Annotated in this window: 15 protein-coding genes and 1 pseudogene; 5 read left to right on the top strand and 11 right to left on the bottom strand. The window is 68.5% G+C overall.

Translation table 11 applies throughout. The annotated features are described in order from the left end of the window. Positions 1–101: 101 nt before the first annotated feature. From AB0C66_RS13015 to AB0C66_RS13050, 8 genes are all read right to left on the bottom strand, one after another. The gene (locus AB0C66_RS13015; protein WP_362436511.1) at positions 102–2,204 is read right to left on the bottom strand and encodes a cell division protein FtsK; all 2,103 of its coding nucleotides are present in this window, start codon (positions 2,202–2,204) and stop codon (positions 102–104) included. Between the two features lie 55 nt (positions 2,205–2,259). Beyond that, the gene (locus AB0C66_RS13020) at positions 2,260–2,430 is read right to left on the bottom strand and encodes a hypothetical protein (protein WP_362436513.1); all 171 of its coding nucleotides are present in this window, start codon (positions 2,428–2,430) and stop codon (positions 2,260–2,262) included. Between the two features lie 81 nt (positions 2,431–2,511). Beyond that, entirely contained in the window at positions 2,512–2,844 is a 333-nt protein-coding gene (locus tag AB0C66_RS13025) for a hypothetical protein (protein WP_362436515.1), read from the bottom strand. A gap of 13 nt (positions 2,845–2,857) precedes the next feature. Further along, positions 2,858–3,349, bottom strand: a complete 492-nt coding sequence (locus AB0C66_RS13030) for a hypothetical protein (protein WP_362436517.1) — start codon at positions 3,347–3,349, stop codon at positions 2,858–2,860. Further along, positions 3,346–4,215, bottom strand: coding sequence for a DUF2637 domain-containing protein (locus AB0C66_RS13035; RefSeq protein WP_362436519.1), 870 nt, complete (start codon positions 4,213–4,215; stop codon positions 3,346–3,348). Before AB0C66_RS13035 ends, AB0C66_RS13030 begins: the two co-directional genes overlap by 4 nt. Continuing rightward, positions 4,212–4,517 (bottom strand): hypothetical protein, encoded by a 306-nt coding sequence (locus AB0C66_RS13040; RefSeq protein ID WP_362436521.1) that lies wholly within the window; start codon positions 4,515–4,517, stop codon positions 4,212–4,214. The genes AB0C66_RS13035 and AB0C66_RS13040 overlap by 4 nt, the downstream gene beginning before the upstream one ends. Then, the gene (locus AB0C66_RS13045; RefSeq protein WP_362436523.1) at positions 4,514–4,783 is read right to left on the bottom strand and encodes a DUF6284 family protein; all 270 of its coding nucleotides are present in this window, start codon (positions 4,781–4,783) and stop codon (positions 4,514–4,516) included. The genes AB0C66_RS13040 and AB0C66_RS13045 overlap by 4 nt, the downstream gene beginning before the upstream one ends. Before the next feature lie 90 nt (positions 4,784–4,873). Then, positions 4,874–5,350, bottom strand: a complete 477-nt coding sequence (locus AB0C66_RS13050; protein WP_362436525.1) for a transcriptional regulator — start codon at positions 5,348–5,350, stop codon at positions 4,874–4,876. 624 nt (positions 5,351–5,974) lie between these two features. On the opposite strand from AB0C66_RS13050, the gene AB0C66_RS13055 reads away from it, so the two are divergent. The 4 genes and pseudogenes from AB0C66_RS13055 to AB0C66_RS13070 all read left to right on the top strand — a co-directional run. Continuing rightward, complete coding sequence (locus tag AB0C66_RS13055; RefSeq protein WP_362436684.1) at positions 5,975–6,331, top strand: GntR family transcriptional regulator; 357 nt, start codon at positions 5,975–5,977, stop codon at positions 6,329–6,331. Positions 6,332–6,564: 233 nt separating this feature from the next. Next, entirely contained in the window at positions 6,565–7,581 is a 1,017-nt protein-coding gene (locus tag AB0C66_RS13060) for an AAA family ATPase (RefSeq protein WP_362436527.1), read from the top strand. Beyond that, positions 7,581–8,165 carry a guanylate kinase gene (locus AB0C66_RS13065; protein WP_362436529.1) on the top strand — a complete coding sequence of 195 codons (585 nt, stop codon included), beginning with the start codon at positions 7,581–7,583 and terminating at the stop codon, positions 8,163–8,165. The genes AB0C66_RS13060 and AB0C66_RS13065 overlap by 1 nt, the downstream gene beginning before the upstream one ends. Beyond that, positions 8,156–9,013: pseudogene (locus AB0C66_RS13070) on the top strand (DUF1932 domain-containing protein); the annotation flags it as partial. The gene AB0C66_RS13065 and the pseudogene AB0C66_RS13070, both read left to right, overlap by 10 nt. On the opposite strand, the gene AB0C66_RS13075 reads toward AB0C66_RS13070, so the two are convergent. Then, positions 9,010–9,654 (bottom strand): HAD family hydrolase, encoded by a 645-nt coding sequence (locus tag AB0C66_RS13075; protein WP_362436531.1) that lies wholly within the window; start codon positions 9,652–9,654, stop codon positions 9,010–9,012. The pseudogene AB0C66_RS13070 and the gene AB0C66_RS13075 overlap by 4 nt on opposite strands. 465 nt (positions 9,655–10,119) lie before the next feature. Between AB0C66_RS13075 and AB0C66_RS13080 the strand changes: the two genes are divergently transcribed. Beyond that, positions 10,120–10,953, top strand: coding sequence for a PIG-L family deacetylase (locus AB0C66_RS13080; protein ID WP_362436533.1), 834 nt, complete (start codon positions 10,120–10,122; stop codon positions 10,951–10,953). Positions 10,954–11,247: 294 nt separating this feature from the next. Here the strand turns inward: AB0C66_RS13080 and AB0C66_RS13085 are convergent, their stop codons facing one another. Next, positions 11,248–12,729: a membrane-associated oxidoreductase gene (locus tag AB0C66_RS13085; RefSeq protein ID WP_362436535.1), complete on the bottom strand. Its 1,482-nt coding sequence runs from the start codon at positions 12,727–12,729 to the stop codon at positions 11,248–11,250. Between the two features lie 94 nt (positions 12,730–12,823). Then, a complete protein-coding gene (locus tag AB0C66_RS13090; protein WP_362436537.1) occupies positions 12,824–13,237 on the bottom strand; it encodes a hypothetical protein in 414 nt (137 codons plus the stop codon). Positions 13,238–13,493 lie beyond the last annotated feature (256 nt).

A 13,493-nucleotide genomic window follows, 5' to 3' on the forward strand; every position in this document is an offset into this window, starting at 1 on the left:
CAAGCGCTAGACGCTAGACCGCTGGTCAGATGCCTGATGGGCCGCTAGTGGGGCTGCTAGACCTAGCAGCGCGGGGTGCTAGGTCTAGCAGCGGTGCGGGGTCAGGCTGCGGCGCGGTCGGCGTTACGGCGTGTGATGGCTGCGGTGATGTCGGCGCGGTCGATGCCGCGCCGGTTCTTGCCTTCGCCGGTGTCGGTCTGGCCCCAGACCTGGCCGGGCTTGATGCCCCAGGGCTTGAGCGCGGTGGTGACGTTCTCGCCCTTCCAGCCCGCGTACACCTCGGGCCGCAAGGTGGTGAGGCGGGTGGCGATGCGCTCGCACCACACGGCCTTCTCGTCGGCGTTGATGACGTCGAGGACGTCGGCGAGGACGTCAGTGCCGGCGGTCCTCTCCGGGCCCTGGCCGATGGCGTGGCCGGTAACGTTGCCGTACTCCTCGCGCATCTTGCGGGCGCGGGCGGCGATCTGCTCGGCGGCGACCGCGTCCACGAACGCGCTCGCGACGATGCGCGGGTCGTCGCTTTCACCAGCCATCCAGCAGATGCCGCGGTCGGAGCGGGAGAACATGGTGGCCCGGTATCCGGCCTTGTACATGCTGGTGCCCAGCACCATGTCGTTGGCGGGCTGGCCCATGACCTTGAGGCAGAACCGCAGCACCGCGTTGGCAGAGATGCCGGTGGGCAGGGACTTGGCGTCCGGGCGCTGGGTGCCGAAGAGTGCGACGATGCCCAGGGCCGGACCGCGTTTGGTCAAGTCCTCACTGATCGCCTCGATCTCCTTGCCGTATTCCTCGTGCTCGAAGGGGACCTGGCACTCATCGAACCCGGCGACGATCGGGTGCAGCCCCAGGCTGCGGTCATTGGCCAGTTCCGGGGTGACCTTGGATTCGGGGCAGCGGGAGCGCGGCAGGGACTTGATGACCTTCGCCCGGCGGCGCAGTTCCTCCCTCAGCTCACGCAGCGCGTTGAGGACGTATTCGATGTCCTCGTCCTCGTCACCGGCGCGGTAGCGGTGGCAGACCGGTTCCAGGGCGCCGAAGTCGCCGGTGCCCTTGAAGTCGAACGCGTGGAGTTCGGCGCGCGGGTCGAGGGCGGCGATCAGCAGGAACAGCCGCATCAGGAACGTCTTGCCCATGCGGGGGATGGAGCCGACCACGACCGAAGCGAACATCAAGGTCACGGCGACGTCGCGCATGCGCTGGTCGTTGCCAAAGACGACCGGCTTGAACAGGTCGACCTGACCGGACTTGGCCAGCGGCCACGCGGGCTTGGTGGTCTCGTTCATGGGCTTGTCGCCGATCCACAGCACCAACCGGCCCTCGTGCTCGGCCGGGTCGGGGGCGGGCCACACGCAGCCGACCTTGCGCCGCAGGCCGGAGGCGAGCGGTTCGCGTTCCTTCATCACGTCGTCGGGTGTAACGCCGTACGGCAGGTCGAGGTCCGCCCGGTAGCCGGGGCCATCGCGGCAGATCTCCGAGGTGAAGCGCAGCCCGTTCATGTCGCCGCCCTTCTTGATGGCGGCCGAGATCTTCGCGTTGCCGATGCTGTCCAGCCCCCGCAGCACGATGCTGCCGGTGAGCTTCTGGACCTCGGTCTTCAGCACCGCGGGGCCGACGACCGGGGAGTCGGGCTGCTGACCGCCCATACCGAGCAGCAGCACCCCGCCCGCGGCGAACGCATACAGGAACGCGGGGGCCAGGACGTACAGCCACAGCGCGAACCCGGTACCGAACACGGCCGCGACCAGGGTCACCAGGCCGCGCAGCCGTACCCGTCCGGCCCGCAGCCGGGCCAGGCGCATGTACTCTTCCACGTCCTCGGTGCGCACCGCGTAGTCCCGCAAGGGCGCGGCTTCGCGGTCCCACACCCACCTGCCCGTGGAGGCAACGAAGCGGCAGGCGCCGCGCGGGGACATCAGGGTCAGGCGCGCGGCGTACACCGGGAGGCGCACCCCGTGAAACATGGCTGCGTAGCCGAGGTTGGCCGCCGTGTGGCGGGCGGTGGCGGTGAAGCCGCGCCGGTTGGTCAGCCACCCGGCCAGCACCGGCTTGCGCTTCTCCGTGCGCACGTTGGGCTTGGGCAGGGCCGGGTTATCGACCGGAACGGCCACCGCAGGGGCGCCGTCACCGGGCTCACGATCGTCGGTGTCGGCCGCCAGAGAAGGGACCAACCGCAGGTGGCCTGGAGGGGGATTGGTGCCTGTCATGCTGGGTCTCTCCTACTGCTTGATGAGCGGTCGGCAAGGTCTTGGCTCGGCCGTGTCAGCGGCGGTACCAGGGGATGCGCTTCTCGGCCTCGACCACGCGGTCGTGGTCGGCCAGGTACGCGGAGCTGTCCGCGTCGGTGTGCTGGGCCAGTGAGCGCTTCGCGGACTTGTAGTCGGCCACCGCCTTCTTCGCCGCTGCCTTCTGTTCCGGGGTCTTCCGGGCCATCGCGTGTCCTTTCCCATGCGGGCCGGTCTGTCCGGTCCCACCGCACCCCCACGGGAAGCCCGCAGGGGACGGAAGGACCGGTCAGAGACCAGCGCGGCGAAGGGCCTGTTCAGTGGCCCGCGCCCGCTTCTCCGCCCGCTTGCGGGCATCGCGGGCTGCGGTCCGGTCCTCACGTGAGGCGGCGCGCTCAGCAGCCTTGGCGGCGGCCAGCTCGGCCCTGGCCCTGTCGTTCTGGCGGTGCAGGGCCAGGGCCTCCAGCTGGCCGCGCTCCTCGGCACGGGCGTCGATCTGCTCGATCCTCCGGTCGAGCCTCGGGTCCACGGAGTCCGCGAAAGCCTGCTTGGCTCCGCGCACGACCAGCCAGGCTCGCTTGCGCTTCTCGGCCGGGGTGTAGGAGCGGTAGATGTCAGTCACTTGAGGTGTCCCTTCAGCGGTTGCGGATCGAGGTATGCGAGCGGCCCCACCAGCGGTTCGTGACGTGGTGGTGGGTGATGAAGGTGTCGCCTTCACGCACGCGGCGGGCAGAGGGGGCTAGGCGGGAGGCGAGCAGGAGGATGGCCAGCCACATCAGCCCGCCCCCGCTGATCCCGGCGATGCCGCTTGCGGCTTCGCTGATGCCCCAGCCGACCCCGGCGGACAGGGCTCCCCCGCCGAGCCCGGCGGCGGCCATGCGCTGCGCGACCGGATCCATGCCGACCGGCGCGGGCAGAGGAGCGGGGGCGTGGACGGTGGGCAGATCGTCGCGGCGTACGGCCACGAACCCGCCGTGAGCGCCCGGGATGTAGACCACAGGGCCACGCTCGGCCGCGAGTTCCACGGCCCCACTCAGCGGTTGCTGAGCGGGGCCGTAAGAGTCGAGGGCGGGCCAGCCGGGCAGCGGTTCACCCGGCGGCGGACGGTAAGGCTGGGGCTCACTCATGCCGCCACCTCTTCAGCGGCCCCGGAAGACGACTCGGCCCGCTCGGCCCGCAGCGTGTCCCGCAGACCGCGCGCCTTCTCCGCCGACGTACGGACCGCCTTGCGGAGGCGTTCGGCCGTCAGCTCCTTGTCGGACCAGTCGTCCGTGACCGACCGCGCTTCGTCGAGGAGTTCGGCGGCGGTGCGCTTGGGGCGGGCGGCGCGGGCCGACTGGGGCACCCGACCGGTCGCCCGGCGGGGCCGGACCGACTCAGCCGCCACCGCCACAACGACCGGGGCCGACTGGTCTGGCACCGGCTGGGCGACCGGACCGGGGGGCGGGAGGGGCAGCGGGTCGGCGACCGGCGCGGGCGGTTCGGGGGCCGACTTCTCCTGCTCAGACGTAGACCGATTGATGGTGGTCTCATCCGATTTCATGGTGTCTGTGGTGGTGTCCGGTCGGTGGTGAAGCACCTTGGCGACCAGATCGGAGCCGAAGTAGATCGAGCCGACCGGGAGCGAGGTGGCCAGCAGCACCAGCAGCCAACCCGCCTTGCTCAAGTCGGCCAGTCCGCCGGGGCCGACCGACCCACCGTGCAGCTCCGGCACGAGTCCGTGAACGAAATTCAGGACGAGGGAGGCGCTGGTGTAGGCGGCCAGCACCCGCAGCGCGAAGATACGGTCCCGACCGGTCAGGACGAGCGCGGCGACCAGCGCCAGCGCCATCAGCCCATCCACCACATACCCGTACAGAGTCGCGGCCGTCGCGTCCGCGCCGATGGCCGTAGCCACGTCCCGCAACGCGTTCCACGAGACCCGGAACGCCATCCCGACCACGGCAACGAGCGCGACGACGAGAAGAGCTTTGGCCTTGTCCTGGCGGGTCACTGGTCTACCTCCCCGCCGTCGTGCTCCGCCTCGCGGGCGGCGCGGTAACCGGTCGGCGGGTTCTTGGCGAGCTGCTGGCGGAGGTAGGGGGTGATCCACCCGATGGCCCAGCCTGTGGGATCGGAGAGAACGCCCTCGATCGCGACGACCACGTCCATGGCCCGGTTGTCGAGGACTTCACGGAACCGGTCGGTGTCGCCGAACGTGGCGGGGTCCGGGATGCGGAGCGCTTCGAGGACGGCACGCAGCAGGTCGGCAACGTCCTCGGGCAGCGGGCCGGGGTTGGCATCCAGCGTGCTCACGCTCCCACCCCCGACGCGCCCTGGTCGGCGGTGCGGTTCGAGAGCTCCCGGCGGGCGGCCAGCACCCGGCGCCGAGCCCGGCGGATACGGCGGACGTCCAGCTCGGACACCGGCCGGTCAAGCGTCATGATCTGCACGTCCAGCAACTCGACTTCCGCCGAGATGACCGGCATCTCCGCCTCGATCGCGTCCAGCTCGGCCGCCGTGGGCTCAACGCCCGGCGTGAACGCGGTAACGGCTTCCTGAACAGTGACGATGTGACTCATTGGGTTGTCTCCCTGCTGAAGATGACGGCCCAACAGCGGCCCCGGTGCTCGAACACCGGGGCCGCGCCGTCATATATGGGGGGGGTGTGGTCAGACAGTGGCGATGAGGAGCGCAGCGACCAGCAGCCACAGGTGGTGGAAGGACTGGTCCAGCGCGTAGGCGCCGGTGCCGAGGTGGGCGGCCGGGCTGCCCGTTGCTGTGACAGGGTGCGCGGGGTGGGCGGGGGTACCGAGGCTGTAGAACTCGCCCTTGCCGGTGACCTTGGCCAGCCACGCGAGGGTGCTACGGCGATCCGCCCACCAGTGCGTGACGGCATCCACACCCATGCCCGCCACCAGGCCGAGGGCGGAAAGGTGCAGCCCGAGCAGCGCGGCTACCAGGGCGAGTAAGGCGAGCTTGGTGGCAGTCAGAGTGGCAACGTGCCGGGCACCGGCCAGACGGCCGGTCCAGCCGGGCTTGCCCTTGTCGGCGGACTGGCAGGAGGTCTGAACCCAATGGTCACCCACGCTATGAGCGACGTACAGGGCGACGAAGACGGCGGCGAAGGTGGCTGCGGTTTCGGTCATGATGGTGCCTCTCCTGGTCTGTGACGGATCGGGGAGAGAGGGCGGCCGTGCGCCTGGCAGTGGACGGCCGCCCGTCGGTTACTTCGGGCCCGTGACGTAGATCGGACGCCCGTCAGGGGTCCGGTCCAGCAGGGTCGGGCGGCTGTCGTTGCCGTCATAGCGGGTCATGGTTTCTCCCTCTCTCGCGTCGCGAGATCGTCTGTGGAACCAGCGGGTATCCGGCTCCCCTCAACCCCGCCCGTACGACCACGCAGGCCGGACGGGCGGAGGAGGCAACCGGCCGCCGCGGTAGCGGCGGAGGTCGGGTCATGCGATGCGCGGACCTCAGCCGCGCTGGCCGCCTTCTCGGAGAGGCGGCAACTCCGTCCACTGTTCAGTTCTCAAAGACCGAGCGCTTCCTTTCACCCCCTTGTGAAGGGCTTCCGGGCGCTGTTATTGCAGGTCAAACAGGTCGATCGAGTGCTCTGCCCTTCTGGGCTGAGCCGCTTTTTCAACTCTGCCTCAGAGTGCACTGTGAGGCAGAGTGCGTCAAGTCCCCTCACGGAACAAGCGGCGCGGGGTGCTGGTTCTACCTGTGAGGCACGGGCACTATGAGGCAGAGACCGAACAAGACTTGGGGTGCAGATGGTCGAGTGGACCGGCAAGCAGTTCGCCTATCAGCAGGTGGCCGATGACCTGCGGCGACGCATCGCGGGTGACGAGTTCGCCGACTCCGGCCAGCTCCCCTCGTACGGGGACCTCCAGAAGGCATACGGAGTCACGGTGACCGTGGCTCGCACCGCCATCAATCAGCTGAAGGCCGACGGGCTCGTCGTGAGCCATCAGGGCAAGGGCGTGTTCCTGACTGCTGACGCTGGCCGCTCCGCCGCACAGCTCGCCAACCCGGCCGGGGCCGTAGCCGAATTGCGCGAAGAAGTTGCCAGCCTGCGGGCCGAAGTTGGAGAGCTGCGTCATCGCGTTGCGGCCCTGGAAGGCAACTGACCTTCCAGCAAGCTGAGATGTGGCCTGAACAGCCGCGCCGTGGGACATCTGAACCTCCTCGTTCGATGTGCCACAAGTTCACCGCCAAGGCGAAAAAACCGGTATCACGTCCCACTACCCGAGAAAGACCAAGCGGTTTTATACATCCGCTTACACATGCGCTATCACGAATTTCCACGGCGCTAGTCGGGCCGCTACACTCGCGTCTCCGACCAGCTATCTAGGAGGGGCAGATGGCTCGGAAGCACCCGGATTGGAAGCCGGATCTCCTGCGGATGCACCGCGAGGAGATAGGGCTCACCCTGGAAGACACGGGGGAGAAGCTCCGCGAAATCGCGGAGCGGCATGGCTTCAACATTGCCGCGAACTTCCAGACGATCTGGGGCCACGAAAAGGGTTCGGTGTATCCCGGCCCGCATTATCGCCGGGCATACTGCCGCCTCTATCGTCGCAATGAGGCCCAACTCGGCTTCCGTAAAGCCCTGCCCGGAGAGGATGCCCCTGTGGAATCCGTACCGGCGCCCGCTTCCGCTGAGCGAAAGCTCCCCAACCAGCCGGACGCAGTACGTAGAGCGCTGGGCAGCATCCGCGAAGGTACCGACGATGTGGACAGCGAGGCTCTGCGCAATCGTGTGCTCAACGCTTGGAGCCGCCACACAGCAGCGGCAATCACCGACGGGCCGACCGTGATCCTGGTCGGGGGGTACGCCGGGTCTGGGAAGTCGGAGTTCGCGAAGTTCCTCGGAGGGCTCACCGGTTGGCCGATCCTCGATAAGGACTCACTGACGCGCCCGCTGGTAGACCAGCTTCTTGTTTCACTGGGCGGGGAGGCGCACGACCGGAGTTCGGAGCTATACCGGGAGAAGGTCCGGCCACTGGAATACCGATGCCTCATGGAAGCCGCTTGGGACAACTTGGATTGCGGAATCTCGGCCATCCTTGACGCCCCATTCATCGCCGAATTCGCTCAAGCCGACTGGATGCAGCGCTTCCAGAACCGTTGCCGGTCCAAGAGGGTTTCGGTCGCCACCATATGGGTTGAGTGCGACGTCGAATCGATGCGTGAGTACATCGAATTCCGTGGCGCGGCACGCGACGCATGGAAGATGGAAGCGTGGGACGAATATACGCTGGGGCTCGATCTGAAGTTCCGTCCGCAAGGCCCGCACTACGTCGTCGACAACCGTCTTGGCGCCGCTGTCGCCCTGGTCGACGAAGCACGCGACGTACTGAGCGGCGGTGGGCTGTGATGCCGTCCGGCGTGATCCTTTACGGGCCGCCTGGCTCCGGTAAGGACACCATCACAGGCGAACTGACCCGGCTGCGACCGGAGTTCGTGCTGTTCGAGCGGCTTAAGGCCGGTCCCGGGCGTACGACGGGATACCGGCTCACGACCGTTGACCGCATCGAAGAGCTGTCGCGCGCGGGAGGACTCCTCTACCGCAACGCCCGCTATGACGCTGAGTACGCCATCGACCGGCAGGGCGTCGCGGCCCTGGTTGACGCCGACCGCATCCCCGTTCTGCACATGGGGCAGGTCGTGGGGGCCAGCGCGGTAGTTGCCTTCCCCCTGCACTGGATTCGCGTGCTCCTGTGGTGCCCCCTGGACGTCACGGAGTCGCGTTCCACCGGTCGCGGGGACAAGGACGTAGAGGCTCGGGTAAGAGTCTGGCACGAGACCCGAGAGGATCTGTTGGCCCACGAAACCGAGCCATGGACCCTCACCCTCCGAACCGACCAGCTCAGCCCCACCGAGTCCGCCAACGCCATCATCGACGCCCTCGAGGCCACCGCCTCAGCCGAGAGCCGGAACATCCGGGAGCTTGTCGGATGACGACGCTTGGCATCCTGCACCCGGGCAGTATGGGAGCCGCCGTTGCCGCTCAGGCGCGACGCTTCGGTGCTGAGGTTCTGTGGTGTCCGGCCGGTCGCAGCGCGAGCAGCAGGGAACGAGCCGAGCGACACGGCCTCACGCCAGTACACGCGCTGAGCGAGATGGCCGAGCGGGCCGACATCATCCTGAGCCTGTGCCCGCCGGCCGCCGCCGAAGCCGTGGCGCGGGACGTCGCGGCTTGCTCATACGCCGGGATCTACGTCGATGGGAACGCCGTCTCCCCTTCGACGATGGCCGCCATCAGCGCCATCGTGGAGCGCTCCGGAGCGACCGCAGTGGACGGTTCCGTGATCGGGTCCCCGCCGTCGGATACCAAGAGCCCGCGCCTCTATCTATCCGGACCGGCCGACACCGTACCGCTGGTCGTCCGCCTCTTCGATGGAAGCTCCGTCCAGGCACGGCCCTTGCCCGGCGGGATCGGGCAGGCATCCGCACTCAAGCTGTCGTACAGCAGCTACCAGAAGGCCAGCCGTGTTCTGGCCGCGGTTGCCTACGCTCTCGCCAGTGATCACGGAGTTGAGGCGGAATTACTCGATATTGCCCAGGGGCGGACGACCAGCTACCTGACAGAGACCGCGTACTTCCCGAAGGTCGCCGCCCGGTCATGGCGCTGGGGCCCGGAGATGGAGGAGGCGGCTCATGCCCTCGAAGAGGCAGACCTCCCCTCCGACCTTGCTAAGGCCGCAGCGGCAGTCATGGAGCGATGGTCCGGTCTAAAGGACGCGTCGCCTGATCTGGCGCTCGCACTGGATGAGCTGCACACGGACCCGCACAGCGATTCCGGCTAGCCCTTCACCTCTCGCAGTAGCTCGATGGCCTCCGCGACGCGCTGCACCACGGCGTCGGGCTCGCGGGGGCCACTGGCCCACTCACGACCGTTGGCCACCCACACTGTCCGCAGTCCCGCCGCGCTCGCCCCACCCATGTCCGTGTCGGGGTTGTCCCCGACCATCCACCCACCGGCGCTGAGTCGGACGCCGCACAGCGCGGCGGCAGCATCGAAGTGCTCGTACGCCGGTTTCCTGGCTCCGATCTCCTCCGAGACACAGATGCCGTCGAAGTGCGATGCGAGCCCGGTCGCGGCGAGCTTGGCCCGTTGAATGTCCCCCGCCCCGTTCGTCGCGATGCCGAGCGTCCACCCCGCACCCCGCAGCGCTTCGAGTCCTTCCCGCACCCCTGGGAGGCAGCGCACCGACCGCGCGACGCCGTCGACGTACTCGTGCCAGAGGTCGCCCGGATCGTCGCCGAGCCCGAATGCCTCCCGCAGATGGACGAAGTCCGCCGGATAGGCTCGCTCCCGGAGCCGTTCACAGATGACGGACTCCGAGCCCTCCGGCAGTCGCCGTGATCGGGCGAAGCCACGGGCCCAGTCCTCCAGGCCCCCGCGTCGGTCGATCAGGGTGTTGTCGAGGTCGAAGAATGCCAGCACACTGAGACGCTACGCGGCCGATGGCGGGCGCCTCACAGCCGCTCCAGGAAGCTCCCACGGGGGGCCAAACGGGGGGCCAAACGCAACAGCCCGCACCGGACCGTCGCGGACAACCACGGACGGAACACGGGCCGTCGATCCTGGCCATTCGCTCGCCCCACAAGGTCAGCTACCCCCGAAATCCCGTTCGGGACGAAGAGGTCGTGGGTTCAAATCCCGCCACCCCGACTGAAGAAACACAGGTCAGGCCCGGTGCTGAGAGATCAGCACCGGGCCTGATTCTTGTGCGCGCCGGGAACAGCCGGTCCGGCTGGCACTGTTGCATCCGTCGAGGGCCCGGCGCCGCACGGGCGGGGGACGCGGAGACCACAAGATCGTCGCTCAGACAGGACCCGGGCCCTCGGGATCGCGGTACGCCCGCCGCGCACTCGGACCGAGACGTATTTCCCGCAGGAGGACTGTTTCATGACCGACCGCCCCTTGACGCTCATGGCAGTGCACGCGCACCCCGACGACGAGGCCACCGGGACCGGCGGGGTCCTCGCGCGGTACGCGGCGGAGGGCATCCGTACGGTTCTCGTGACGTGTACCGACGGCGGTTGCGGTGACGGACCGGGGGGTGCCAAGCCGGGCGACCCCGGGCACGATCCGGCGGCTGTCGCCTTGATGCGCCGTCAGGAACTTGAGGCGAGCTGCGCAGCCCTGAAGATCAGCGATCTGGAAATGCTGGACTATGCCGACTCCGGAATGATGGGCTGGCCGAGCAACGACGCCCCTGCGTCCTTCTGGCAGACCCCCGTGGAGGAAGGCGCCGCCCGACTCGCGGAACTCATGCGGCACTACCGGCCCGATGTGGTCGTCACCTATGACGAGAACGGCTTCTACGGTCACCCCGACCACATCCAGGCCCACCGCATCACGATGGCGGCTCTGGAGATGACCGAGCTGACGCCGAAGGTGTACTGGACGACGATGCCCCGCTCGATGATGCGGCGGTTCGGCGAGACCATGCGCGAATTTCATGAGGACATGCCGGAGCCGGACCCTGCCGAGGCCGCCGCGCTGGCCGAGATCGGCCTCCCCGACGATGAGATCACCACGTGGGTGGACACCACCGCGTTCAGCGGTCAGAAGTTCGACGCGCTGGCCGCGCACGCCAGCCAGGGCGAGAACATCTTCTTCCTCAAGATGGGCAAGGAGAGGTTCGGCGAGCTGATGGGCATGGAGACCTTCCTGCGAGTCCAGGACTCCACCGGCGCGCCCGTACCCGAGAACGATCTCTTCGCCGGACTGCGCTGATCCACTCCCTGGCAGACGGCCGCTCGGCGGGATCGTGTCGCGCGCCCGGAGGCTTGTTCACGCGGGGGTTCGGCTCCGGCGTCCGCGACCAGGCCGACAGGCTCTCGCCGACGGCCGGCGCGTGCCCGCGCGCCGACCGGGCATCGGCGGGCTCGTCCCCCAGTAACCCGGCAACCGCGCGGGTGGGAGGCGCACCGTCCGCCGATTCGGAAGGTGCGCGACAGCCGGCCGAACGGCGACCGGCCCCGATGGCCGCTCGGGGAGGGTTTCGGCATGCGGCCACCACTACTGCGTCTATTGACGGCTCAGGGAACGAGTGACGCCCGCTGCGATGGTGGTGGCCAGGATCCAGCCGGTGACGATCAGGGTGTAGGAGAGCCATTGGTACCAACCCTCGGGGGCGAAGGCTTCCTCCTGACCGAAGCCGATGATCGGGAGGAGGAGGTCGACGGTGTAGAAGAGGGGGTTGAAGTCGGGGGCCTCGTCGAGCTTCAGGGCGTGAGGGTGGTGAAGGGCGAAGGCGAGGGCGCCGGTGAGGAGGAGGGCGAGGAGCCATCCGGCGGCGCGCATGGGGCGGAAGCCGTAGCCGACGGTGAGGTCCTGGAGGTGGCCCCAGAGGCGGGCGTGGCGAGGCAGAGTGCGGCGGTGGCGGCGGAGTTTGGCCAGTTGCACGGTGCGGGCGGCCGCGTCGTCGCCCGCGGTCCGATAGGCGGTGGTCAACTGCTCGTACGCGTAGGGGAGATAGCCGCCCTCCTCGTGTTCGAGCAGGGGCAGGCGCCGCTCGGCGGGGAGATGTGGGGTCAGGCTGCGGTAGCTGAGGCCATCGATCCGGACGCGGTCCGGCCAGACCTCCGGCGCGATGTGGAGCAGGTCGAGCTGGGCGCCGCGCAGGTTCAGGGCGCCCTCGATCGGGGCGGCTTCGCGGAGCCACAGCTCGCCGATGGTGGCGCTGCTGGCGCGCAGAGCCTGTCCTCCGGGGTGGGAGAGCCGGCAGTAGGCGAGGTTCAGATGGCGCGGGATCCTGGCGCCACGCAGGTTGAGCCGGCCCTCGGCTCGCAGGCGCATGCCGCGAAGATCGGTGCCGACAGTCAGGTTCTCGGCGTGCAGGGCGGTGTGCCCGGGGGCCAGGAGGCGGGCGTCATCGAAGTTCACCTCGCCGTCCACGGTGGCTCCGTTCAGCTGGATCCGGCCGTGGCAGACGAGCCCGCGAGCGACGATGTCATGGCCGATTAGGGCCTGGTTGAGTTGCAGCAGGGGTTCGAGAGGCTCATCGGGATCCGGGGTGACCGGGGGCTCCAGGTGGGCTCCGTCGAGGAAGACCGCTCCTGCGACATGTGCGCCTCCGAGCCGCACCCGGCCGGTGACACGGCAGCCGGTCATCCGCAGAGCCCCGTCCACACGGAGCGTCCCGGCAGTGAGTCCGGGTAATACGGAATGGCTGAGCACCAGGGTGCGGAATTGGGCTCCGTACAGGGCCGGAGCACTCTCGAAAAGGCAATGCCGCAAGCGGACGGCGTGCTCGACCGTCGCATAGCGGAGATCCAACCGACCGGCGATGTGTGCACCCAGCACCTTCAGAGCCGGTATCTCACCTTCCTGAAGCGGGCCGTCGAGCAGGAGTGCCCGCAACACCGTGGCCCGCAGGGTGCGTTCGGGCCCGCATGAGGTACCGGGTCGGGAATCGTCCTCGCCGTCGGCGCGGAAGTCGACGGTTTCGCCCAGTGGGAACGCTTCCCATACACGGCGTTCAGCAGGGGTCAGATCGGTGGTCTCCATCGGCGGGATCGTGTCGCGCGCCCGTTCGGGGTGTCAACCGTCCTCTGGGACAAGGGGAATGGGCCCCGGCCGGGTAGTGGCCGGGGCTCAGGGGTTACGCGGTGGGCAGCTTGCCGCTGCGGGTGTGGACCTCGCCCATGAAGTCCGAGTCATGGGAATTGAGCCGGTAGACGTTGATGCGGACCTTGTGGCCGTCCGCCACGTTCACCTCACAGCTCTTGTAGGAGCTGGTCTCGCAGGTGCCCTTCTTGCCGCCCGAGGTGGCGTCGTAGACCTCGGCGTAGATGTAGTGGCCGTCCTTGCTGAGGTCGTCCACGTTGACGATCTCGGGGCCGCCGGAGGAGTTCCGGGGCTCGAAGACCACCATCGCGCGCTTCTTCCCGCCCGACGAGAAGTAATCGACCGTGTTTCCCTCGGCGTGGGCGGTGCCGACGCCTGTCGCGAGCGCGAGGCCGATGGCCACCGCCGCGGTGCCGCCGATGCGGACGAACGAGGGAAGGTGCTTCATTTCTCTCCTACGGATGTGTTCCAGCGAATGCAGGCGCCAGCGGATCACATGGGCCCTGCGGCCGCCAACCTCATTTCGGTGAATCCGAGTTGGGGAGAGGCTGCTGTTACAGAACCGGAGTCGCGGTGTAGCCGTTCCATGAATCCACACGTCCGAAAGGTGGCTGTCCCAGGACCGAGCGCGCCGGATAGAAAGGCGCAGCGCCTGGCCGGATGCCGACGACCGTCGGCGCGGACACCGGCGCCGACAAGGAGAC

The sequence above is a fragment of the Streptomyces sp. NPDC048636 genome, from assembly GCF_040650655.1.
GTDB lineage: Bacteria > Actinomycetota > Actinomycetes > Streptomycetales > Streptomycetaceae > Streptomyces.